Annotated in this window: 20 protein-coding genes and 1 other RNA gene; 12 read left to right on the top strand and 9 right to left on the bottom strand. The window is 71.7% G+C overall.

Annotated features, from left to right (window positions below; all coding sequences use genetic code 11):
* Positions 1–33 precede the first annotated feature (33 nt).
* Genes Q4C85_RS02140 through Q4C85_RS02150 form a run of 3 tightly spaced genes read right to left on the bottom strand, consistent with a single transcriptional unit; the run spans position 34 to position 2,753 of the window.
* A complete protein-coding gene (locus tag Q4C85_RS02140; protein ID WP_303139096.1) occupies positions 34–981 on the bottom strand; it encodes an SRPBCC family protein in 948 nt (315 codons plus the stop codon).
* Between the two features lie 11 nt (positions 982–992).
* Positions 993–1,235: a hypothetical protein gene (locus Q4C85_RS02145; protein WP_303139097.1), complete on the bottom strand. Its 243-nt coding sequence runs from the start codon at positions 1,233–1,235 to the stop codon at positions 993–995.
* Positions 1,236–1,280: 45 nt separating this feature from the next.
* On the bottom strand, positions 1,281–2,753 hold the full coding sequence (locus Q4C85_RS02150) for a protein kinase (protein WP_303139099.1): 1,473 nt from the start codon (positions 2,751–2,753) through the stop codon (positions 1,281–1,283).
* 154 nt (positions 2,754–2,907) lie between these two features.
* Here Q4C85_RS02150 and lipB point away from each other — a divergent pair, with 154 nt between their 5' ends.
* The 7 genes from lipB (at position 2,908) to Q4C85_RS02185 (ending at position 9,992) form a co-directional block, all read left to right on the top strand.
* Positions 2,908–3,648: a lipoyl(octanoyl) transferase LipB gene (gene lipB / locus Q4C85_RS02155; protein WP_303139100.1), complete on the top strand. Its 741-nt coding sequence runs from the start codon at positions 2,908–2,910 to the stop codon at positions 3,646–3,648.
* 39 nt (positions 3,649–3,687) lie between these two features.
* A complete protein-coding gene (locus tag Q4C85_RS02160) occupies positions 3,688–4,713 on the top strand; it encodes a lipoyl synthase (RefSeq protein WP_303139101.1) in 1,026 nt (341 codons plus the stop codon).
* Positions 4,714–4,770: 57 nt separating this feature from the next.
* Complete coding sequence (locus tag Q4C85_RS02165) at positions 4,771–5,487, top strand: DUF4191 domain-containing protein (RefSeq protein ID WP_303139103.1); 717 nt, start codon at positions 4,771–4,773, stop codon at positions 5,485–5,487.
* A 131-nt stretch (positions 5,488–5,618) separates the two neighbouring features.
* Positions 5,619–7,043 carry a type I glutamate--ammonia ligase gene (glnA, locus tag Q4C85_RS02170; protein WP_303139105.1) on the top strand — a complete coding sequence of 475 codons (1,425 nt, stop codon included), beginning with the start codon at positions 5,619–5,621 and terminating at the stop codon, positions 7,041–7,043.
* A gap of 231 nt (positions 7,044–7,274) precedes the next feature.
* Positions 7,275–8,204: an ABC transporter substrate-binding protein gene (locus tag Q4C85_RS02175; RefSeq protein WP_303139107.1), complete on the top strand. Its 930-nt coding sequence runs from the start codon at positions 7,275–7,277 to the stop codon at positions 8,202–8,204.
* A gap of 40 nt (positions 8,205–8,244) precedes the next feature.
* Positions 8,245–9,210, top strand: a complete 966-nt coding sequence (locus Q4C85_RS02180) for an amino acid ABC transporter permease (RefSeq protein ID WP_303139110.1) — start codon at positions 8,245–8,247, stop codon at positions 9,208–9,210.
* A complete protein-coding gene (locus Q4C85_RS02185; RefSeq protein WP_303139112.1) occupies positions 9,207–9,992 on the top strand; it encodes an amino acid ABC transporter ATP-binding protein in 786 nt (261 codons plus the stop codon). Before Q4C85_RS02180 ends, Q4C85_RS02185 begins: the two co-directional genes overlap by 4 nt.
* A gap of 23 nt (positions 9,993–10,015) precedes the next feature.
* Here the strand turns inward: Q4C85_RS02185 and Q4C85_RS02190 are convergent, their stop codons facing one another.
* The 3 genes from Q4C85_RS02190 to Q4C85_RS02200 all read right to left on the bottom strand — a co-directional run bounded on the left by Q4C85_RS02190 (position 10,016) and on the right by Q4C85_RS02200 (position 15,709).
* The gene (locus Q4C85_RS02190) at positions 10,016–10,663 is read right to left on the bottom strand and encodes a histidine phosphatase family protein (protein WP_303139113.1); all 648 of its coding nucleotides are present in this window, start codon (positions 10,661–10,663) and stop codon (positions 10,016–10,018) included.
* A 173-nt stretch (positions 10,664–10,836) separates the two neighbouring features.
* On the bottom strand, positions 10,837–14,349 hold the full coding sequence (locus Q4C85_RS02195; protein WP_303139114.1) for a bifunctional [glutamine synthetase] adenylyltransferase/[glutamine synthetase]-adenylyl-L-tyrosine phosphorylase: 3,513 nt from the start codon (positions 14,347–14,349) through the stop codon (positions 10,837–10,839).
* A gap of 28 nt (positions 14,350–14,377) precedes the next feature.
* Positions 14,378–15,709: a glutamine synthetase family protein gene (locus tag Q4C85_RS02200; protein ID WP_303139115.1), complete on the bottom strand. Its 1,332-nt coding sequence runs from the start codon at positions 15,707–15,709 to the stop codon at positions 14,378–14,380.
* 129 nt (positions 15,710–15,838) lie between these two features.
* Between Q4C85_RS02200 and panB the strand changes: the two genes are divergently transcribed.
* Positions 15,839–16,687 (top strand): 3-methyl-2-oxobutanoate hydroxymethyltransferase, encoded by an 849-nt coding sequence (gene panB, locus Q4C85_RS02205; protein WP_303139117.1) that lies wholly within the window; start codon positions 15,839–15,841, stop codon positions 16,685–16,687.
* Positions 16,688–16,727: 40 nt separating this feature from the next.
* Here panB and Q4C85_RS02210 read toward each other — a convergent pair whose 3' ends face one another.
* Complete coding sequence (locus Q4C85_RS02210; protein WP_303139119.1) at positions 16,728–17,459, bottom strand: histidine phosphatase family protein; 732 nt, start codon at positions 17,457–17,459, stop codon at positions 16,728–16,730.
* A 107-nt stretch (positions 17,460–17,566) separates the two neighbouring features.
* Here Q4C85_RS02210 and map point away from each other — a divergent pair, with 107 nt between their 5' ends.
* From map to Q4C85_RS02225, 3 genes are all read left to right on the top strand, one after another.
* Complete coding sequence (map, locus tag Q4C85_RS02215; RefSeq protein WP_303139120.1) at positions 17,567–18,457, top strand: type I methionyl aminopeptidase; 891 nt, start codon at positions 17,567–17,569, stop codon at positions 18,455–18,457.
* Between the two features lie 116 nt (positions 18,458–18,573).
* Entirely contained in the window at positions 18,574–19,602 is a 1,029-nt protein-coding gene (locus tag Q4C85_RS02220; RefSeq protein WP_303139122.1) for a septum formation family protein, read from the top strand.
* A gap of 166 nt (positions 19,603–19,768) precedes the next feature.
* Positions 19,769–20,941, top strand: a complete 1,173-nt coding sequence (locus Q4C85_RS02225) for a hypothetical protein (RefSeq protein ID WP_303139124.1) — start codon at positions 19,769–19,771, stop codon at positions 20,939–20,941.
* A gap of 88 nt (positions 20,942–21,029) precedes the next feature.
* Here the strand turns inward: Q4C85_RS02225 and rnpB are convergent.
* An RNA gene (gene rnpB / locus Q4C85_RS02230) (RNase P RNA component class A) lies at positions 21,030–21,409 on the bottom strand.
* A gap of 75 nt (positions 21,410–21,484) precedes the next feature.
* Here rnpB and Q4C85_RS02235 point away from each other — a divergent pair.
* The gene (locus tag Q4C85_RS02235; protein WP_303139126.1) at positions 21,485–22,288 is read left to right on the top strand and encodes a YaaA family protein; all 804 of its coding nucleotides are present in this window, start codon (positions 21,485–21,487) and stop codon (positions 22,286–22,288) included.
* Between the two features lie 23 nt (positions 22,289–22,311).
* Here the strand turns inward: Q4C85_RS02235 and Q4C85_RS02240 are convergent, their stop codons facing one another.
* Positions 22,312–23,046, bottom strand: a complete 735-nt coding sequence (locus Q4C85_RS02240) for a zinc ribbon domain-containing protein (protein WP_303139128.1) — start codon at positions 23,044–23,046, stop codon at positions 22,312–22,314.
* Positions 23,047–23,097 lie beyond the last annotated feature (51 nt).

Below are 23,097 nucleotides of genomic sequence, written 5' to 3' on the forward strand. Positions count from 1 at the left end.
CCCCGCACCGGCGACGGTGCGGGGCCGGTGCGTTCAGTCCTCAGCGGCAGCGCGGGCGATGGCGGTCAGGGTGTTGGCCAATCCCATGCGGGTCCAGCGCCAGACAATCCGGTAGATGAACTTGCCGAGCAGTCCGACGGTCCGGTGCGCGAGGTGCAGACGCACAAGCGTCCCGCCCGGCGCCTCAGCCAGCTCGATGTCTCGCACGATGCGGGTCTCGCCGTCATATCGCCCGTTGGCCAGCGTGCACGACCATATGACACGGTCCTGCCCCCGGTCCTCCAGCCGCCAGCGCACAAGCACGGTCCCACGGCGGGTCCGGTTGCGCTCCAGCAGACCGTCGTCGAGCCGTTCGACGACCTGGTCACCGTCAACCGCCCACTGCGCCAGTCGCGCGGGGTCTGCCAACAGCGCCGCCACCTGCTCCACGGGCGCCGAGATGAAGCGCTCCATGCTCAGGACCCGGTCCAGCCCATAGCGGGCATACTCCCCGGTCATGCGCGGCGTGGAGGAACGGACACCTCCCTCCTCCCGGGCGGCGGTGTCGAGCTGAGCCCGCAGCCCGGCCAGATCGACCCCGAGGTGCTCCAGGATCCTGCTGGCAGCGGCGTGCTCCGATGCCGTCAGCGAGACCAGGGCGGCCATGCTCGTCGCGTGCTCCGCCTTGACCAGGGCCTCCGCCCTCGCCGACAGAGGGATGGAATCGCGTGCCCGGCCCGCTGCGAGCTCGCCGATGGGCAGGGGCGCCGGGCGCAGACCCTCGGGCACCTCGATGCCCACACGCGCCAGATCGGCATCTGCCAACTCATCGACCGCCTTGCGCGCCCGGGCCAGCGTCACCCCGTGGCGTCCCAGCAGCGCGGCGGCCGCACCACCCTGGGCGAGCAGGCCCAGGAGTAGATGCTCGGGCTCGATCTCGCGGTGGCGCAGCCGAGCCGTCTCAGCGGTCGAGGCGTTCATCCAGGTGATGTAGTGGCTCATGGTCGACACGGTCATCTCCGTCGGGTCGGGGCGAGGCCGGGGGCCACGCGCTTGGCGTACTTCTTGTGGACCGCCTGGCGGGTGACTCCCAGCGCCTCGGCGATATCGGGCCACCCCATGCCTGCGCCCAACGCCGCCTCGACCTGGGCGAGCTCGAGAGTGTCGGTCAAGCGCTTGAGCGCCGCGACGGCTCGCAGACCCAGGAGGGGGCTGGTCGTGTCGACAGCAGCGGCCACGGTATTCTCCACGTCCATGGAAGCAACATAGGTTGACAACAGGAGAGTTGTCAACTGCGGTTGCTAACCCGGTGTGTCGTGTACCGCGGCCACGCGCCAGGGTCCGGGGACGAGCACGAGGACGACCTGCCGTGCGGGCCTGGCTGGGACGGTGCGGCGCTCGCCATCACTTGACACGCGGGTCGACGCCGGCTGGGACTGGGTGACCCGCACGGCCCTCGCCCCGGGCCAGCGCGCCGCGTCGGCGGCGGGGACCTCGACCGGCTCGACGGTCGCGACATGAGTGTCCAGGCCCTCAACACGCTCCCCGGCCGCCTCCAGCGCGGCGAGCACCCGCTCATCGGCCAGGGCCGCCGGTGAGCCCGGGACGGTGGTGGCGGCCAGCGCCTGGTGGTCCGCCGTACCGATGGCTGCGTCGCGAGCCGCAGCCAGGGCGACGACAACGGCCACGAGGTCCTCCGCCCTCTGGCCCGTGGCTCCGGCCGAGGCTGGCGCCGTGGCGTGGGCCACGGCTTCAGGCAGGGCGCTGACCTGGGCCCGGACGGGCGGGCGCGCCACCGCGACCCCCAGGACCGCCAAGAGGGTGAGGATGGCGCAGGCGACCGCCGCACGGCGTGCCCGGCGCCGTCCCTGCCCGTCGACGAGCTCTGGCGGCTCGCCGCGCCGGGAGGACACGAGCCGGGTGGGACGGGCCGCGGCCGCCCGCAGCGCCCCGGCGGCCAGGCGGGCGCCGTCGGGCAGCTCGATACCCCCCGGCCTGCCCAGCTCGGGGACGCGGGCCGTCAGGTCGCGGGCAGTGGGGCGGGCGTCGGGATCGGCGTCCAGGGCGTCGGCCACGATCCGCTCGACGCGCTCGGCCAGGCTCGTGGACCCGGCCACGCAGGTGCGCAGCAGCGCCGCCAGGGAGTACACGTCCGAGGCGGCCGTGGCAGGTGCTCCGCGGTCGCGCTCGGGGGCGGCGCACCCGTCGGTGCCGGTCTCCAGGGCGCCGGGCAGCATGTCGATGAGGACGGCACCGCCCTCACAGGACACGACGACGTTGGCCGGGGAGACATCGCCGTGGGCCAGGCCGTGCTCGTGCAGGTGGGCCAGCCCGCCGCCGATGTCCTCGAGAAGCCGGGCGGTCTCACCGCGGGTCAGCCCGCCGCGGGCACCCAGGACTACCGCCAGGTCCGCCCCGGCCACGAGGTCGACCGTCACCGCGGCGCGCCGCCCCGGCAGGGCAATGACCTCGCGGACCGGCGCCAGGCCCGGGTGCCTGCGGGCACGCAGGTCGGCCAGCCTGCGCAGGATCCGCGCCCCCGCGGCCTCCTCGGGCAGGTCGAGGACGTGGACGACGACGTCGCGCCCGCGGCGGTCCACGCCTCGGCGCGGGGCGATGTGCCCCGGGCGGTCGCGCCCCATGGGAGCGCCCAGGCAGAGCCCAGCGGCCGCCAGCGCCTGGGCGGGGTTCTCGCCCAGGGGGTCGAGCTCGGGATCGGTGTCGGCCTTGTCGTCGGTGCGGATCGGCCAGGGATGCAGCGTGGTGAGCCTCATCCCACCATGGTCGGCACCGAGCCTCGCGGGCCACCACCCCACCGCCCCGGCTGTGGAAAACAAGTCACATAGGCCGTCCTGGGGCCCCACGGCGCGCCCTCAGGCCTCCCGGTCAACCGGAGGGCGCGCCCGTGGGCTCATCTAGGCTGTGTGCGTGGAGCGCATCGAGCTTGGGATCGGCGAGCGCCTCGTGCCCTACGCCGAGGGGTGGGCCCTCCAGCGCCGGGTGCACGCACAGGTGGTCGAGGGCGCGCGGCCCGGCACCCTCATCCTGGTCGAGCACGAGCCGGTCTACACGGTGGGCCGGCGCACCCACTCCTGGGAGCGGCCCGACGCCAAGGCCCTGCGGCCGGTGCCGGTCATCGACGTCGACCGCGGGGGAAAGGCCACCTGGCACGGACCGGGACAGCTGACCGCCTACCCGATCGTGCCCCTGGCGGCACCCATCGACGTCATCCGGTACGTGCGGGCGCTCGAGGAGGCCGTCATCGAGGTCTGCGCCGCCTATGGGGTGGAGACCCGTCGCGTCGCCGGCCGCTCGGGGGTGTGGGTGCCCGCCGAGCCGGGGGCCGGAGAGGCCCGGCGCCGCACGGAGCGCAAGATCTGCGCGCTGGGCGTGCGCGTGGCCCGGGGGGTGACGATGCACGGCATCGGACTCAACGTCGACCCCGACCTGGCGGCCTTCGACCTGGAACGGATCATTCCCTGCGGCATCGAGGACGCTGCGGTGACCTCGCTGGCGGCCGAGACCGGCGCGCACCTGCGCGTGGCCGACCTGGCCCCCGAGGTGGCAGCCGCCCTCGAGCAGCACCTGGAGCCGCTGGTGGCCCGGTCCACAGCCGAGGCGGGCCGGCAGCTGGGCCCTGGGTCCCAGACCGACGCCGACCGGGCATAGACTGGGCGGCCGTACCCGCCGCGCCGGAAAGGAGCAGCCGTGACCGAGACCGTCGCCCCCGAGGGGCGCCGTCTGCTGCGCGTCGAGGCGCGCAACGCCGCCACCCCCGTGGAGCGCAAGCCCGAGTGGCTGCGCACCCGCGCCGTCGTCTCCCCCACCTACCAGGAGGTCCGGGGCCTCGTGCGCGACAAGGGGCTCCACACGGTCTGCGCCGAGGCCAACTGCCCCAACATCTACGAGTGCTGGAACGACCGGGAGGCCTCTTTCCTCGTCGGCGGGGAGATCTGTACCCGACGCTGCGACTTCTGCGACATCGCCACCGGCCGCCCCACCGCCTACGACACCGACGAGCCCTCCCGCGTGGCCGACTCGGTGGCCCAGATGCAGCTGCGCTACGCCACGGTCACCGGCGTGGCCCGTGACGACCGCCCCGACGGCGGCGCCTGGCTCTACGCCGAGACCGCCCGCCAGATCCATGCCCGGGTGCCCGGCTGCGGAGTCGAACTGCTCATCCCCGACTTCCGGGTCCGCCCCGAGGCGCTGGCCGAGGTCTTCTCCTCGCGCCCCGAGGTCCTGGCCCATAACCTCGAGACGGTGCCGAGGATCTTCAGGGGCATCCGCCCGGCCTTCTCCTACGAGGGCAGCCTGGAGGTGCTGGCCGCGGCCTCGCGGGCGGGGCTGCTCACCAAGTCCAACCTCATCCTGGGCATGGGCGAGACCCGCCAGGAGGTCGAGGAGGCCATCGACGACCTCGTGGCAGCCGAGGTCGACATCCTGACAATCACCCAGTACATGCGCCCCTCCCCCCTGCACCACCCGGTGGACCGCTGGGTCAAGCCCGAGGAGTTCATCGAGCTCGCCGCCCTGGCCCAGGACCGGGGGGTGCGCGCCGTCATGAGCGGACCGATGGTGCGCTCCTCCTACCGCTCGGGGATGCTGTGGGCCCGGGCGATGCGCGCGGCGGGCCGGCCGATCCCCGCCGACATGAGCGACCTGGCCGAGCCCGTGACGGCCCGCCAGGAGGCCAGTGCGGTCCTGGAGCGCCACGGGCCCAGCAAGTCCTGATCCCGGGCGCGGCCACGGGGCCGGGCGCGGCGCCGTCGTCGGCTATCGTGGTGGACCGTGAGCACAGACCCCGCCCCCAGCCGGAAGCGGCGCCTCGCGCGGTACTTCCAGAACATCAAGGACTCCTACACGATCTCGCGGCGCTCCTACCCGTGGGTCGGGTGGGCGCTGCTCGGAGCCCCGCTCCTCATCATCGGCGTGGCCGTCCTGCTGGCCACCGCCACTGGACAAGCGCTGTGGTACTGGCTGTTCATCGCCGTCCTGCTGGCCCTCGTGGTCGACATGGTCATCCTGTCGCTGACGGTACGCCGCGCCTCCCTGACCCAGATCGAGGGGCACCCGGGGGCGGCCAAGGCTGCGCTCGACCAGATCGGGCGCGGCTGGTACGTCGAGTCCGAGCCGGCGGCGTTCAACCCCAAGACCCGGGACATCGTGTGGCGGGTCATCGGCCGCCCGGGCATCGTCCTGGTCGTCGAGGGCCCCACCGGCCGGACCCAGTCCCTCGTGGCCGATGAGCGCAAGACGCTCAAGCGCTTCTTGTCGACGGTGCCCGTCCACGTCATCCACGTCGGGGCCGGTGAGGGCCAGACCCGGCTCGCCGACCTGCAGTCCACGATGCGCAAGCTTCCCACCAAGCCGACCAGGCTCACCGACGCCGAGATCTCCCAGGTCACCAAGCGCCTGACCTCACTGCCGGGCCGTGGTCCGGGCATCCCCAAGGGCATCGACCCGACTAAGGTCCGCCCCGACCGGCGGGCGATGCGCGGTCGCTGAGGCGCCTCCGGCGTGAAACACCGAGGACATCCCGGTGGCACGCCTGCGTCACGGCGGCGCCCTAGGGTTGATCCCGGTGCACGGCCCACGCCGGGCGCCGCAGATCACGGACACCCCGTTGGAGGAACCTCATGTTCAAGGACGCTTCGGAGGCACTGGCCTATATCGAGCAGGAGGGGGTCGAGCTCGTTGACGTGCGATTCTGCGACCTTCCCGGCGTCATGCAGCACTTCACCATCCCGGTGGCGGCCTTCAAGGACGGCGCGCTGACCGACGGGCTCATGTTCGACGGTTCCTCGATCCGCGGGTTCCAGGCGATTCACGAGTCCGACATGAAGCTCATTCCGGACGTCACGACCGCCTTCCTCGACCCCTTCCGCGCACGCAAGACCCTGGTCATCAACTTCTCGATCGTCGACCCCTTCACCGACGAGGTCTACTCGCGCGACCCGCGCTCGATCGCCGCCAAGGCCGAGGAGTACCTGCGCTCGACCGGCATCGCCGACACCTGCTACATCGGGGCCGAGGCGGAGTTCTACCTCTTCGACTCCATCCAGTACGAGACGACCCCCGCCTCGACCCGCTACGCGATCGACTCCGCCGAGGCGGCGTGGAACACCGGCCGGGAGGAGGAGGGCGGCAACAAGGGCTACAAGACCGCCTTCAAGGCGGGGTACTTCCCGGTGTCCCCCAGCGACCAGATGGCCGACATCCGTGACGCCATGGTCGCCACCTGTCTGGACGCGGGCCTTGTCATCGAGCGCGCCCACCACGAAGTGGGCACCGCCGGCCAGCAGGAGATCAACTACCGGTTCAACTCCCTGCTGGCCGCGGGCGACGACATGATGAAGTTCAAGTACATCGTCAAGAACGAGGCCTGGCGCCAGGGGCGGACCGCGACCTTCATGCCCAAGCCGATCTTCGGCGACAACGGCTCGGGCATGCACTGCCACCACTCCCTGTGGAAGGACGGCAAGCCGCTGTTCTTCGATGAGCGCGGCTACGGCCAGCTCTCCGACATCGCGCGCTGGTACATCGGTGGCATCCTCGCCCACGCCCCGAGCCTGCTGGCCTTCACCAACCCGTCGGTCAACTCCTTCCGCCGCCTCGTCCCCGGTTTCGAGGCCCCCGTCAACCTCGTGTACTCCGCGCGCAACCGCTCGGCCTGCATCCGCATCCCGGTGACGGGCTCATCGCCCAACGCCAAGCGCGTCGAGTACCGGGTGCCCGACCCCTCGAGCAACCCCTACCTGTGCTTCTCCGCGGTGCTCATGGCGGGCATCGACGGCATCCGCAACCGCATCGAGCCGCGCGAGCCCATCGACAAGGACCTCTACGAGCTCGCCCCCGAGGAGTACCACGACATCGACAAGCTGCCCTTCTCCCTGGACCAGGCCCTTGACGCCCTTGAAGCCGACCACGACTACCTCACCGAGGGCGACGTGTTCACCCCGGACCTCATCGAGACCTGGATCGACTACAAGCGGACCAACGAGATCGCTCCCCTGCGCCTGCGCCCGCACCCCTACGAGTTCGAGCTCTACTACGGCCTGTGAGCCGGCCCCCGGCCCGGCACACGGCCCCGTGGCCCGGCGAGCAGCCCTCGCCGGGCCACGGCTGTTGGGCCCCGGGGCGGCGTCGCCCCGGGCAGGCGCACCACCTTGCCCAGGACGATGACGCAATCCGCTTGACTTGACCCGCTATCCTTCACACCTGGGCAACCCGGATCGCGTATCCCGCCTATCTCGCCCACTGAAGTGCCTGCCCTCATCGACACAGGAGTCCCCATGAAGCGCACGACATCGCTCATCCTGGGCATGGTCATCGCCTCCACCCTGACCGTGACCGGCTGCACGACCGCAGCTGACATCGAGGGCAATGCCGCGGCCTCGGGGGCGGCGAGCATCCCCGCCTACGACACCTCCGGCATCACCAAGCAGGAGGAGATCGCAGCCCTCCTGCCGGAGTCCGTGGCGGGCGACGGCAAGCTGACGGTTGCGGCCTCGACGGACTATCCGCCGGCCGAGTTCCGCAACGCCCAGGGCACCCCGGTGGGCTATGACGTCGACCTGACCAAGGCGATCGCCGCGGTGCTGGGCCTCGAGCCGGTCACCGTGCACGCCGAGTTCGACTCGATCATCCCGGCGGTCGGCAGCACCTACGACCTGGGGATCTCCTCCTTCACGATCACCGCGGAGCGGATCGATGCGGCGACGATGATCTCGTACATCAATGTCGGCTCCCAGTTCAACGTCCCGCGCGGCAACCCCGAGGGCATCGACCCCTCCAACCCCCTCAACCTGTGCGGCCTGGCCATCGGCGTCCAGACCGGCACCTCCCAGCACGAGGCCCTGAACGGCTACTCGGCCGACTGCGTCGCCGCGGGCAAGCCCGCCATCTCCCCCAGGCCCTACACGAAGAACACCGACGCCTCGGCCGCCCTGGCGGGCAACACCATCGACGCGGTGTTCGCCGACGCCACCGTGGCCGGCTACGCCCAGATCCAGACCAACGGCGGCGTCGAGACCGTCGGAGAGGTCATCGACTCCGCACCGCAGGGCATCGTCGTGGCCAAGGACGACGAGGCCACCGCCCAGGCGGTCCAGCAGGCCGTCCAGTACCTCATGGACAACGGCTACTGGAACGAGATCCTGGAGACCTGGAGCATCGACACCTCACAGGCCCTGACGACCGCCGAGATCAACCCCGCCGTCTGACCCGGCCCGCGACCACCGACCACCACCCTGAGGAGGCCCCATGCTCTCCGACCTGCCCGACAAGGACATGCCCATCGAGCTCAACAAGGTGCGTCCCGTGCCCCGTCCGGGACGCTGGATCTCCGCGTTCATCGTCGCCGTGCTGGCCACCATGTTCCTGCACGCGCTCGTGACCAACCCGAACCTGCGCTGGGACACCGTGTGGTTCTACTTCCGCTACGACGAGGTGGCCCGCGCCGTGGGGTGGACGCTCATCCTGACGGTGGCGGCAATGACGATGGGCATCGTTCTGGCCTCGGTCACCGCCGTCATGCGCCAGAGCGAGAACCCGGTGCTGCGGGTGGTGTCCTACTTCTACGTGTGGTTCTTCCGCGGCACCCCGATCTACACCCAGCTCGTGTTCTGGGGGCTCATGCCCGCGCTGTACAACCGGCTGAGCCTGGGCATCCCCTTCGGCCCGGAGTTCTTCACCTTCTCGACCCGGGAGCTGTTCACCGGGGCATTCGCCGCCATCCTGGGACTGGGCCTCAACGAGGGGGCCTACCTGTCGGAGATCATGCGCTCGGGCCTCAACTCGGTGGACCCCGGCCAGAGGGAGGCCGCCCATGCACTGGGGATGAGCAAGGGGCGCATCCTGTGGCGCATCATCCTGCCCCAGGCGATGCGGGTGATCGTCCCGCCCACCGGCAACGAGACGATCTCCATGCTCAAAACCACCTCCCTGGTCCTGGCGGTTCCCTTCACCAAGGAGCTGACCTTCGTGGCCAACTCCGCCGGCAACCGCCTCTTCCAGCCGGTGCCGCTGCTCATCGTCGCCGCGCTGTGGTACCTCATCATCACCTCGGTGCTCATGGTCGGCCAGCACTACATCGAGCGCTACTACGGGCGCGGCTTCGACGGGGCCTCGACCACGGGCAAGAAGCGCCGGGGCATGTCGTCGCGCCAGCAGGCCATCCTCGACTCCCACACGACCAAGGTCGACCCGTTCCAGGAGGTCACACCGTGAGCCCCAGCACCACAGCCAAGGTCGAGATCACCGGCCTGCACAAGTTCTTCGGCGAGAACCACGTCCTGCGGGGCGTGGACCTGACCGTGCCCCCTGGCAGCGTCACGGTCCTCGTGGGCCCCTCGGGCTCGGGCAAGTCGACGCTCCTGCGCTGCATCAACGAGCTGGAGTCCATCGACGCCGGGCGCGTCCATGTCGACGGCGAGCTGATCGGCATGCGGGAAGTCGTCCGCAACGGCCGCACCGAGCTCCACGCGTTGAGCGACCGGCAGCGGGCCGCTCAGCGCTCCAAGATCGGCATGGTCTTCCAGCGATTCAACCTCTTCCCCCACATGACGGCGATCCAGAACGTCATGGAGGCGCCGGTGCAGGTGCGCCGGATGCCCAAGAACGAGGCCAAGACCAGGGGCCTGGAGCTGCTCGAGCGCGTCGGCCTGGCCGATCGTGTCGACTTCTACCCCTCCCAGCTCTCCGGGGGCCAGCAGCAGCGCGTGGCCATCGCCCGGGCACTGGCGATGGACCCCGAGCTCATGCTCTTCGACGAGCCGACCTCCGCCCTCGACCCCGAGCTCGTCGGCGAGGTGCTGCGCGTCATGAAGGACCTGGCGGCCTCGGGCATGACGATGGTCGTTGTCACCCACGAGATGGGCTTCGCCCGTGAGGTCGGCGACCAGCTCGTCTTCATGGACGGTGGTGTCATCCGCGAGGCCGGCAACCCCGCCGAGGTCATCGACAACCCCCAGGACCCGCGCACCCAGGCCTTCCTCAACTCGGTGCTCTGAGCCCGGCGGTCCCGGTCCCGCGCTCAGGCGCTCCAGTCGCCCTCGTTCCAGCTCGTTAGGCGCCAGCCGCCCTGCGGGTCTCCGTGGACGACCGTGATGCCGGTGTTGCGCATGGGGTGCTCGGCCACCCAGGCGGGATCGGCCCCCGCGGCCCGGGCGGCTGCCAGGGCCACCCACAGGCGAAGCACCGTGCCATGGGCGACGAGCAGCGCGGAGGAGTCGGGGTCCTCCGCGTCGGTGGCGGCCGCGATCTCCTCGACGACGCCGTTGAATCGCTCGAAGGTGTCGGCGCCGTCCTCGGGGCTGCCCGGGATCCGGGCACCGGTGCGGCCCACCATCCAGGAGCGAGTCGTGTCGGTGTAGCAGCGCACCGAGCGGGCGTCGGTGTTCATCTCGATGTCCCCGGCCAGGACCTCCCGCAGCCCCGAGCGCACCTGTGCCGTCAGCCCGGTGGCCGCCTCGATGGGAGCGATCGTCTCGCGGGCGCGCAGGATCGGGGAGACCCACAGCGAGGTGATCGCCGTAAGGTGACCGTCGGCGGTCAGACGGCCCGGCAGGGAGGCAGCCTGCTCGAGACCGACGGCGTCGAGGGGCAGACCGGGCAGGGAGGTGTCGAGGGCGCCGGCGACATTGGCCAGGGTGCGCCCGTGGCGCACGAGGAGGAGCTTCACGCCCTCATCCTGCCAGCAGCGCGCCCCGGGGGCACATGGAGCCCTGGATGACTGATTCCGCGGTATCGGCTGGAGGACACAGGTCCGGGCCCCACCCCTTTCGCGAGATCGGGACTAATGACACCTCGAGATCGGTACATATGACACGCAGGGGTGCCGCCACCCCGGGGAGCTCAGGACCACGGGTAGGGCCCGGAGGCCTGGCGCCTCGGGGGGCGGCGCTGGGGACCGGAGGAGGCGCCGGCCGCTGCCCCCGAGGCCGTCCTCGTACCGGCCGGACGCCCCCGGGATGAACCCGGGGAGGCGCCCGGACCGACCGCCGGGGACGCCGCCGGCAAGCGGCCGGAGGATCCCCGGTCCGCCGTCGGTGGAACGGCGGGCCCGGGCTGCTCCTCGCCGAACAGGACCCGCTCGGCCACGTGCCGGGCGTGCCGCGCCGTGCGGCGGTAGACGTCCTCAAGGTCCCGCTCCCGACCCGGCTCCATGCCCAGAAGCCTGCCGACGAGCCGGATCTCGCGCAGCCGCGAGGGCAGCACGTCCACTTTGGCCCCGCGGTCCCGTCCGGTGCTCAGCACGTTGGCGGCCCGTATCCGGGAGGCCAGGACCCAGGCCGCCACGAGGCGACCGGCGTCGTCGGCGCTCATGAGCCCCTCCCCCGCGGCCGCCTCCAGGACCCCGACGGTCGAGGTGGAGCGCAGCGCGGGCACGGTCGCGGCGTGGGCGAGCTGGAGGAGCTGGACGCACCACTCGACGTCGGACAAGCCTCCCGGCCCGAGCTTGAGGTGACGGACGGGGGCGGTCCCCCGCGGGAGGCGCTCGGCCTCCATGCGCGCCTTGAGACGGCGTATCTCCCGCACACCGGCCCCATCGAGGCCCTGCGGGCTCCAACGCAGGGGAGCGACCACCGCGACGAAGGCGCGCCCGAGCCGCTCGTCCCCGGCACAGGGACGCGCCCGCAGCAGCGCCTGGCGCTCCCACACGGCGCCCCATCGCCGGTAGTACTGGGCGTAGGAGCCCAGGGACCGGCTCATCGGCCCCTGGCGGCCCTCGGGACGCAGGTCGGCGTCGACATCGAGGGCGTGGGGGCGGGCCTGGGCCAGCAGGCGCACCGTCCACCGGGCCACGGCCTCGGCCTCCGCGGCGGCCGTGTCGGGATCGGCCCCGCCGACGGGCTCGTGGACGAAGAGCACGTCGGCGTCCGAGGCGTAGGTGACCTCCTGTCCACCCAGACGGCCCATGGCCACGAGGGCGTGGCGGGCCGCGGCGCCCTCGACGCCACCGGGCACCGCCGGGGTGCCGTCGCGCTGGGCCACGACCAGGGCGAGGGCCACGTCAAGGGTCCCTCCGAGGACGGCGTCGGTGGCGTCGGTGAGGATCCGTGCGGTGCGCATCGGGTCGATGCCGTCCAGGGAGTCGGCCAGGGCGGCCCGGATCAGCTCGCGGGTCCGCACCCCGGCCAGGGCCCGCACCGCCTCGACCGCCTGCTCCTCCAGGCCGGCGGCATCCGGGGCGTCCAGGACGCGGCGGCTCAGGATGTGCTCGACCTCGGAGCGCAGGCCGGCCGCCGGGCGCGGGACCAGCTCGGCATCGTCGTCGAGCCAGGTGACCGACTCCGGCAGCTCGGCCACGAGGTCGGAGGTCCATGGCGCCCCCGACAGCACCTGGCACAGTCGGCGCGCAGCCGAGGAGGAGTCGCGCAGCATGCCCAGGTACCAGTGGGACCCGCCGATGGACTCCGACAGGCGGCGGAAGGACAACAGCCCGTTGTCCGTGTCCGGGCCCTGACCGAGCCAGCCGATGATGACCGGCAGGAGCTGACGCTGAATGGCCGCGCGCCGGCTGACCCCCTCGGTCAGGGCGTGGATGTGGTGCATGGCGCCGTCGGGGTCGAGGTAGCCCACTGCGGCCAGGCGGGCCCGGGCCGCCTCGGGGCTCAGGGTCATCTCCTCGTTGGTCAGGTCGGCCGCCGCGGTGAGCACGGGGCGGTAGTAGATCTCCTCGTGCAGGGCCCGCACCTGGCGGCGTACCGCGGTGAAGGTCGCCCACAGCGCCTCGGGGTCGCCCAGGGTGTGGCGGTCGATGCCGCGGCCGAGCCGGCGCAGGGCCGCGGGCGAGGAGGGCAGCTCGTGGGTGCGGCGCAGGCCGTGAAGCTGGCAGCGGTGCTCCAGGAGCCGCAGCGTGCGGTAGCAGTCGCCGAGCACGCCCGCGGCGCTGCGTCCCACATATCCCCCGGCTGTCAGCTCGGCCAGGGCATCGAGGGTCGAGCGCACGTGGAGGCGGGTGTCGCCGCGCCCGTGGACCAGCTGGAGCAGCTGGACGGTGAACTCCACGTCGCGCAGCCCGCCGGGGCCGAGCTTGATGCGCCTGTCGTCGGCGCCCAGGCGCCGCGACTCGTTCTCCACCCGTCGTCTCATGGCGCGGGCGTCATCGACGAAGTGCTCCCGGGTCGAGGCCGACCAGATGTAGGGCGAGACCCCCTCCTCGTAGGCGGCGCCGAGAGCCGCGTCGCCCGCGCAGGCGCGCGCCTTGAGCAGGGCCTGGAACTCCCAGGACGAGGCCCAGCGCTCGTAGTAGGCCAGGTGGGAGGCCAGGGTGCGCACGAGGGCGCCGTCCTTGCCCTCGGGCCGCAGCGCTGTGTCCAGCGGCCACAGCGGTGGCTCGATCGAGGTCGCCGAGGTCACCCGGGCCAGCTCGGTGGCCAGCTCGGTACCCACCGAGACGAGCTCGTCCTCGGGCACCTGCGTTTGGCCGGCCGGTCCCACGACGTAGACGACGTCGACGTCCGAGACATAGTTGAGCTCGCGCGCCCCGGCCTTGCCCATGGCGATGACGGCCAGGGCCGTGCGGTCACCGGCCGGGCCGACGACGGCACGGGCCACCTGCAGGCCCGCCTCGATGGCGGCGTCGGCCAGCTGGGTCATGCGCTCACCGACGACGGGCATGTGGGCCGCTGGGTCGGCGCTGGTCAGGTCGTCGGCTGCCACGGCCAGCAGCCGCTCGCGGTAGGCCACCCGGACGGCCGCCGTCGCCTCCTCGGCCGCCCGCCGCACCGGCAGGTCCCCGGCGCGGGCCAGGGCCCGCCGGGCCGCCTCGCCCAGGGCCTGGGCGATGGTCGGCTCGCCCGGGGCGTCGACGGCGTGCCGTGGGGACAGGGAGCCGAGGCACTCGGGGTGGGACACGAGGAAGTCGCCCAGGGCCCGTGAGGTTCCCAGGACGGCCAGAAGACGACGCAGATGGGTCAGCTCGACCGGCTCATCGCCCGACTCATCCTGCTCGGTGCCGGCCTGCTCGCCCGCTCCCGGCCCGGCACCGTTGTCCTGCGGCCGGTGGGCCAGGGAGCCGAGGACCTCACCGAGCAGGCGGCAAGGAGCACCCCCGGCGCCGTGGGCGGCCCCGGCGAGCCTGACCAGGGTGAGCAGCGCGAGATCGGGATCGGCGGTGGCGGCGAGCTCCTCGACGAGGCGCGAGCGCAGCGGGTCGACGGCGGGGCCGGGCTGAGGACCGGGTACCCCGGAGAGCTCCCGCTCCTCGGGGTCCCCGGCGGCGGGCAGCCAGGGGACGAGGGCCGGGTCTGCCAGGCAGGCACGTGCCCGGTCGACCTCGGTGAAACCGGCACGCGCCAGGCGGCTGCGCAGGCTGCCCCGCCGTCGGCCGGGCCCGGACCAGGGGTCGATGTGCTCAGCCATGCCGCCGTCCCCCTCGCCTCACTGTCCCTCAGGACCGGGGAAAGAACTGGTTGATCTCGTAGTCGGTCACCTGGGCGTCGTAAGCCGTGTACTCCCGCCGCTTGTTGCGCATGAAGTACTCGAAGGCCGCCTCCCCCAGGGTGTCGGCCACGAGGTCCGAGCCGCTCATCGCAGCCACGGCGCTCTTGAGGGAGGTCGGCAGGGCTCCGATGCCCAGGGCCTGGCGCTCGCCCTCGGTCAGCGCCCACACGTCGTCCTCGGCCTCGGGGGGCAGCTCGTAGCCCTCCTCAATGCCCTTGAGGCCAGCGGCCAGGATGACGGCATAGGCCAGGTAGGGGTTGGCCGCCGGGTCCAGCGAGCGGTACTCGACACGCACCGACTGGCCCTTGCCGGGCTTGTGCATGGGCACCCGGACGAGGGCCGAGCGGTTGTTGTGGCCCCAGCACACATAGCTGGGAGCCTCGCCGCCTCCCCACAGCCGCTTGTAGGAGTTGACGTGCTGGTTGGTGACCGCCGAGATCTCGTTGGCGTGGTGCAGCAGGCCGGCAATGAAGGACCGGCCGGTGGTGGAGAGCTGGTACTGGCCGGAGGGGTCGTAGAAGGCGTTGCGGTCGCCCTCGAACAACGAGAAGTGGGTGTGCATGCCCGACCCGGGGTGGTCGACGAAGGGCTTGGGCATGAAGGTGGCCAGGCAGTCCTCCTGGAGGGCGACCTCCTCGACGACGGCGCGGAAGGTCATGATGTTGTCGGCCATCGACAGGGCGTCGGCGAAGCGCAGGTCGATCTCGTTCTGGCCCGGGCCGCCCTCGTGGTGGGAGAACTCCACGGAGATGCCCATCTGCTCGAGCATGAGGCAGGCCCGACGGCGGAACTCGTGGGCGGTGCCCCCCGGCACGTGGTCGAAGTAGCCCGCGTAGTCGGTGGGCAGGATCCTGCCGGCCTCGTCACGCTTGACGAGGTAGAACTCGATCTCGGGGTGGACGTAGCAGGTGAAGCCCGCATCGGCCACGCGCGCCAGCTGTCGCTCGAGCACCGCCCGGGGGTCGGTGCGGGCGGGTTCGCCGTCGGGTGTCAGGACGTCGCAGAACATGCGGGCCACGCCGTTGGTGCCGTTGCGCCACGGCAGCATCTGGAAGGTCGAGGGGTCCGGGGACAGGAGCATGTCGGCCTCGAAGACGCGGGTGAGGCCCTCGATCGCCGAGCCGTCGAAACCGATACCCTCCTCGAAGGCGCCCTCGACCTCGGCAGGTGCGATCGCCACGGACTTGAGCTGGCCCAGGACATCGGTGAACCACAGGCGGATGAACCGGATGTCGCGCTCCTCGATCGCGCGGAACACGTACTCCTGCTGCTTGTCCATCAGTGATGCCCTCCCGGTCCGTGGCGCCGCCTGCCCGCGCCCTGCCCCCATCATGCACCCTCGCGCGTGTCACGTGCGTTGCGCCACCGCCCGGCCGGGGCTGGGAGCCGATCATCTAGGCTGGAGGGCATGTCGACCACCGACTCTTCACACGCCGGCGCCCCCGCCACGCTGGCAGGACAACGCCGGGTGCGGGTCCACCACCTCTCGCAGGCCAAGGCCCGCGGCGAGCAGATCGTCATGCTCACCGCTTACGACGCCGTCACCGCACGGATCCTGGACGAGGCGGGCACCGACGTGCTCCTGGTCGGGGACTCGATGGGCAATGTCATGCTCGGCCACGGCTCCACGCTGCCGGTGACCCTGGAGGAGATGCTCGTGGCCACCCGGTCGGTGGCCCGCGCCACCGACCGGGCGTTGGTGCTGGCCGACCTGCCCTTCGGCAGCTACGAGGCGGGCCCGGAGCAGGCCCTGGCCAGCGCCGTCAGCCTGGTCAAGGCCGGCGCCCACGCCGTCAAGATCGAGGGCGGAGCGGTGCGCGCGGCCTCGGTGCGTCTCATCACCGAGGCGGGCATCCCGGTCTTCGGGCACATCGGGTTCACGCCGCAGTCGGTCAACGCCCTCGGCGGCTACCGGGTGCAGGGCCGCGGCGAGGGCGCCGCCGACGCGCTGGTGGCCGACGCCCTGGCCCTGACGGAGGCCGGTGCGGTGGCCTTCATCGTCGAGATGGTCCCCGAGTCCGTCGGCGCCCGGATCACCCACGAGTGCCCCGTGCCCGTCATCGGCATCGGGGCCGGCGCCCGGTGCGACGGCCAGGTCCTCGTGTGGACGGACATGGCCGGCATGTCCCAGTGGTCGCCGCGCTTCGCCGCGCGTTTCGGTCAGGTGGGGCAGGCGCTGCGCGAGGCCGCCCAGTCCTACGGGGAGGCGGTCCGGGAGGGCTCCTTCCCCGCCCAGGAGCACTGGTTCGACTCCTGAGGCCCGCCACGACGACGGGCAAGGGCCCTCCCGGACCGGGTCACAGGCCCTCGGGGTGGTCCCAGTCGATCGGGACGGGGACGACGCCCTCGAAGGCGGAGGTGATGTCCTTGGAGGGGAAGGTCACCCCCTGGTCCGCGGGGTCGTGGGCCCAGCGGATGAGTGTGGGCGCCCCGTCGGGGGCGGTGGGGTCGACCTCGACGCTCGTGATCGCGCAGTTGGCCATCGGGGCCCAGCCATAGACCTCCAGGCCGATCCAGCGGCTCATGATCGTCATGATCGTCATGCCGTGGGAGACGATGAGCACCTCCTCGTCGTCTCCGCGCCCCTCGGCCACCGCCGCACGCAGGTCCGCCATGACCCGGGCGATGGCGCCGTCGATGTCGGCCAGGTAGTCGCGGGCGTGGATCCCCTCGGGCGCCCCGGGATGGGTCCCGGCCAGGACCGGCGGCAGGTGCTCCTCAGCGGGCAGGGCGGCGTGCATCTCGGGGTCCGGCCCACCGTCGTAGATGCCGTAGTTGTACTCCCGCAGGCCGATGAGGTTGACCGGCACGACCTCCGGGTGGGGCTCCAGGAGGATCGAGCCCGTCTCCTGGACCCTGCCCTGGGGGCTGAGGTAGGCCCGCGTCAAGGGGGTGCCGGCCAGGTAGTCGCGGCAGATCTCGACCCCTTTGCGTCCGTCCGGGGTCAGGGGGGAGTCGGCGGCGCCCTGGGTGCGACGCTGCTCGTTGAGGACGGTGCGACCGTGTCGCACAAAGTGCATCTTCGCCATGTGGTCATCGTATGACAGGTCCTGCGCCGAGGGGCGCGATCGGCGGCGCCGGACCGGGGCGGGGCGGCGCGGGGCGGGCACCGCCCGCACGCTCCTATGCTGTGGCCATGAGTTCCTCGATCCGAGCCCTGGCCGACCGTGCACCACGTGGGACCCTGACCAAGGGGGAGCTGGGGCCGCCGCGGCGCGTGCCCGGCTCGATCCCGCGCCCCGAGTACATGTTCCACGACGGGCCCGAACGGGTGACCGCCTCCGACGTCAAGAACGCCGAGACCATTGAGCGCATCCGGGCCGCGGGGCGGCTGGCGGCCCGTGCCCTGGCCGAGGCTGCCGCGGCGATCGCACCGGGGGTGACCACCGATGAGCTCGACCGCATCGCCCACGAGTACCTGTGCGACCACGGCGCCTACCCCTCGTGCCTGGGCTACATGGGTTACCCCAAGTCGATCTGCACCTCGGTCAACGAGGTCATCTGCCACGGCATCCCGGACTCCACCGTGCTCAATGAGGGCGACCTCATCAACATCGACGTCACCGCCTACCTCGACGGCGTACACGGGGACACCAACGCCACCTTCCCCGTCGGTGAGGTCGACGAGGAGACGGCCCTGCTCATCTCCCGTACCCGCACCGCCATGGAGCGCGGCATCCGCGCTGTGCGGCCGGGGCGGGAGGTCAACGTCATCGGACGGGTCATCGAGGCCTACGCCCGGCGCTTCGACTACGGAGTCGTGCGCGACTACACCGGCCACGGAGTGGGTGAGGCCTTCCACTCCGGTCTCATCATCCCCCACTACGACGCCGCCCCCCTGCACGACGAGATCATGGAGGTGGGCATGGTCTTCACCATCGAGCCGATGCTCACCCTGGGCGGCATCGACTGGGAGCAGTGGGACGACGGGTGGACGGTGGTGACGCGGGACCGCTCCCGCACCGCACAGTTCGAGCACACCCTCGTGGTCACCGAGGACGGCGCCGAGGTGCTCACCGTGCCCTGAGCGCGCGCAACCGTCATGTCACCGAGTGGGACATGACGGCTCCCACCGTATACATTCAGTCGCTGGAGGGCGCTTGTCGCCGCATCCGCTCCCGTCCACCCATCCCGGAGGCCCTCATGGCTCTGCGTTTCAACCCACCGCCGAACTGGCCCGCCCCGCCCGAGGGCTTCACGCCTCCGGCCGGATGGCAGCCCGACCCCGAGTGGGGCCCCGCACCCGACGGATGGCAGTTGTGGGTGGAGGACTCCTCCCCCGGCGCCACTGCCGGTTCCGCGCCCCAGGTGCCCTCCGCCCCCGACACGGGCTGGGCCCCCACGCAGGCCGTGCCGACTCAGCCCTCGGCACCGTCGGTGGGATCGGCGGCGGCTGCGGGCGCCTACGCAGCCTCCGGCTATGCCCAGCCCCAGCAGCCGGCGTATCAGGCCCAGGCCGCGTCCTACCCCCAGTCACCGACTCCCTACCAGGCCCAGGCCGCGTCCTACCCGTCCCAGGGGCAGTGGCAGCAGGTCGGCGGGGGCGCCGCGGCGGCCGCCCCCACTCCGGTGACCAAGCAGTGGTGGTTCTGGGCGATCATCGTCGGACTGGTCGTCATCCTGGTCGTCAGCCTCGTCGTCGTGCTGGCCAACTCCGGCTCCGACCCGACTGCGGGACCCACGGAGTCGACCACGCCGGACAGTGTTGTCACCGAGGAGCCGACTAAGACGCCGACGGGGGGCGGCCTGGGGACCAAGACCGCCAACCCGACGCCCCCAGCCCCGGCGCCGACGACTGCGGGTACGACGACGTTCACGACGGACCTGCAGCTCGAAGACTGCTTCACCCTCGAGGACCCGAACGCCACGCAGGTCTCGACCGTCATCGTGGTCGACTGCGCCGAGCCCCATCACTTCGAGGTCTTCCTGCTCCACACCCTGACCGATGCCGCGCTGCCCGACAGCACGACGTTTGACCAGTACGCCAAGGACATATGCGTCCCCGCCTTCAATGAGTACGTCGGGCGCGACTACTCCACCTCGATCTACGGCATTACGACGCTCACTCCCACGAATGAGTCGTGGAACTCGGGCGACCGCATACTCAAGTGCCTGATAACCAGCCTCGATGACTCCGAGCTGACCGGCTCGGCCAAGGGCACGGGCCAGTAGGCGCCCCCGGTGCGCGAGCCCACGCCCGAGGACGCGCGCACCGGGAAGCACTCCCCATCCATGCCGCCCGTCAGGCGTGTGCCACTGCCCCCATGGCGTGTACATTCGTGACCGGACTGCATGACGCGTCACAACCGTTCGCCTCGTCGTCTCCCGGAGGTTCCACATGGCTCTGCGTTTCAACCCACCGCCGAACTGGCCCACTCCGCCTGACGGCTTCAACCCCCCGGCAGGCTGGCAGCCGGATCCGGCATGGGGGCCAGCGCCGGAGGGCTGGCAGCTGTGGGTCGAGGACTCGGGCACCGCTCCGGGCACGGGATCCGCTCCTCAGGCCGCCTCGGCTCCCGACGCCGGGTGGGCGCCGACGCGGGCGGTGTCGACGGGGTCCTCCCCGGTGGCCGACCCTACCGGGCAGTCCGCTGCAGCGCCGGCGGGAGACTACTCGGCGACTCCCATGGGCGGCATGGGCGGCTCGGCCCCGGTCGCGGGTTCGGCTCCTGTGGGCGGCTCCGCCCCCATGGTCGGCTCGGCCGCCTCCTCCGCGCCCTATGTGGGAGCCGACTACGCGCAGTCGCCGACCCCGTACCACAGCATGCCCGCCGGTGGTGGGCAGGTGCCGCCTCCGGGCAGTTGGCAGGCCGGAGCTCCGGTGCCCGGTGGCCCGGGAGCCTCCAAGCCTTTGGCCAAGCAGTGGTGGGTGTGGGCAATCATCGTCGGCATCGTGCTCGTCCTGGTCATCGGCATCGTGGCGCTCCTGGCCCGGGGTGGTTCGGACAGCAGCTCCAGTGGTGCGACGACGCGCAGCGCGACGCGGCAGACCTCCTCCGCCGAGGATCCCACCACCGACGCCGAAGCCCCGGAGGATGGGGAGGGCCTGTCGGAGTCCAACCCCATCGACCCCTCTCAGAGGGTCCTGACTTTCGCCGCGGACAAGTATGCGACCGACCCGAACGCCTCGATCGATGTCAACTTCGGGGAAGTCAACTGGAACGGTGCGCAGTCCCTCAAGGACAGCTTCGCCGCTGACGGCTTGGAGACGTGGTATGAGGATCCGCCCGCCGGCAAGGTCTATCTCCGCCTCTATGTCGAGGTCACCTACCACGGATCGGGACAGTTCAGCTCCTACGACCTGAGCATTGACTACGTCAACGGGGGCAACACCGTCGAGGCGGAGTACAGCCTCGCCTCGGACGAGTTCCGCAACCAGGACATGCCGCGTGACGGCGGCAAGGCTGCCGGCTTCGTCACCTTCGTCGTCGACGAGAGCCTGGCCAACTCCGGGGCGTTTGCCGTCACGGCCTTCTACGACTCCGAGGAGTACTACGTGTCGGCGGAGTGACCTGACGCTCACCCAACACAGATGATGGCGCCCTCCCGGTTTGTTCTGGGGAGGGCGCCATCATGTGGTGGCCGGGCAGACGTCGGGGCGGACGAGCCGACCTGTACGCCGGGTTCTGTTACCGCCCACCGTTGCCGGTGTTGGGCGGCGGCGACCATCCATCTTGGACCACCGTTGCCGGTGGCCTCACGCGACCTACCCGCAGGCTCGGACGAGCAGCCCTCAAGCGCCTGCTGTGCGGTCTTGCTCCGGACGGGGTTTACCGAGCCACGACGGTCGCCCGTCGCGCTGGTGGGCTCTTACCCCACCGTTTCACCCTCACCAGCGCATGCGCTGGCAGTCTGTTCTCTGTGGCACTGTCCCGCGGGTCACCCCGGGTGGCCGTTAGCCACCGCCCTGCTCTGTGGAGCCCGGACGTTCCTCGACTCCCCGGTGGCCCGAGGATGCCGCGGCCGCCCGGTCGGCTCGTCCGCGGTACCGATCCTAACGCACCCACGGAACGGCCATCGTCCTGGCACCGGTGCAGCCGCGTAGCATCGGGCCGTGCTCATCCTCATCCCGCCTTCCGAGGGCAAGAGCCCGCCGAGCTGCGGGCCGTCGCTCGACCTGTACCGGCTGCTGGGCGCCGACCGGCTGACCGAGGGGCGCCGTCTGGTCATCGACGAGCTGTCGCAGGTCAGTGCCGGACCGCGGGCCGCCGAGGTGCTGGGACTGGGACCCAGGAGCGCGGCCGAGGCGCGGCTCAACCTCGTGCTGGGCTCGGCCCCCTGCGCACCGGCGCACGAGCTGTTCAGCGGTGTCCTCTACGACGCGGCCGGGCTGGCGGTCCTGGCGGCCGAGCCGGCGACGCGAGAGGTGCTCGAGGGCCACGTCGTCATCTTCTCGGGATTGTGGGGGGCGCTGCGCCCCACTGACCCGGTCCCGGACCACCGGCTGTCGATGGCGGTGTCCTTGCCGAGCACCGGCAGGCTGTCATCTTTCTGGCGTGCTCCCCTCGCACCGCTCCTCAACGACCGGGCACGGCGGGCAGGGCTGGTCGTCGACTGCCGCTCGGGGGCCTACACGCCTGCGTGGACGCCGCCCGGCACCGGGGAGGTCGAGCGGGTGACCGTCCGGGTGATGGCACTGCGAGCCGACGGATCCCGGGTGGTGGTGTCGCACGCGGCCAAGCACACGCGCGGCCTGCTCGTCGGGATGCTGGTCCGGGCCCTGGGATGCGGGGATCTCGAGACGGGCGCCTCGGTCGAGGATGTCGCGGCCTTGGCGCGGGAGGTGCCGGGGCTGCGCGGTGCCGAGCTCGGCGAGCCCGACCGCCGGGGAGGACGGGTCCTCACGCTCGTCGTCTGACCGTCGGGCTCTCCGGCGGGGTCTCAGAGGTCCATGCGCACGATGATGACGTCGTTCTCCTCGGCGTGGAGGACCGTGTCGGCGGGCGCCGCGGCGATCCTGGCGTGCTCGGCCGGACTGATCTCGATGGTGGCACCCTCGAGGCGACGGCCGTGCAGCGCCACCGCACCCAGGCCTCCGGTGCGCGCTCGGACCGCGTCATACTCCCCCAGGAGCGCGGGGCTGATCCGGGCGACGAGCTCGTCCCGCCTGGCGCGCAGCCCGGCGGTCTCCTGGTCGATGCGGGCGAACTCGGCGTCCCGGACCGTGGTCAGCTCCCGGCCCGCAGCCCGGATCTCCTGCTCCTGGGCGGCCAGTGCCTCGACCCGGTCCTGGGCGGCCTCGACGGCCTCGATCGCGGTGATCTGCTTGTCCTCCAGCACCGCCTGCCGACGGCCGAGCTGGTCGATCTCGCCCTGGATGGCCGACAGGTCGCGGGCGGCGGCTGTGCCGGCGCTCAGCCGCTCGCGCAGGGTCTGTGCCCGGCGCACGACCTGGTCCACCTCGGTCTCGCAGTGGGTGGCCTCCGCCTTGGCGTCGGTCAGGGCCGCTGCGGCGAGCACGGCCTCGCGCTTGTTGTCCTTGAGGCGCTTGATCGTGTGCTCGATGTGGGACAGCGCGGGCAGGTGGGCGCGCTCATGACCCAGCCGGGCCAGCTGGGAGTCGAGCTGCTGGAGGTCGATGAGCAGTCGCTGCTCGGTGATGGGTGCGCTCGTCACGGCGGGAGTCCTTCACTGGCTGTGTGCTGGCTGTCGGGTGGCGGTCTGGTT

The organism is Actinomyces sp. (assembly GCF_030524025.1).
In the GTDB taxonomy this organism is placed as follows: Bacteria; Actinomycetota; Actinomycetes; order Actinomycetales; family Actinomycetaceae; genus Actinomyces.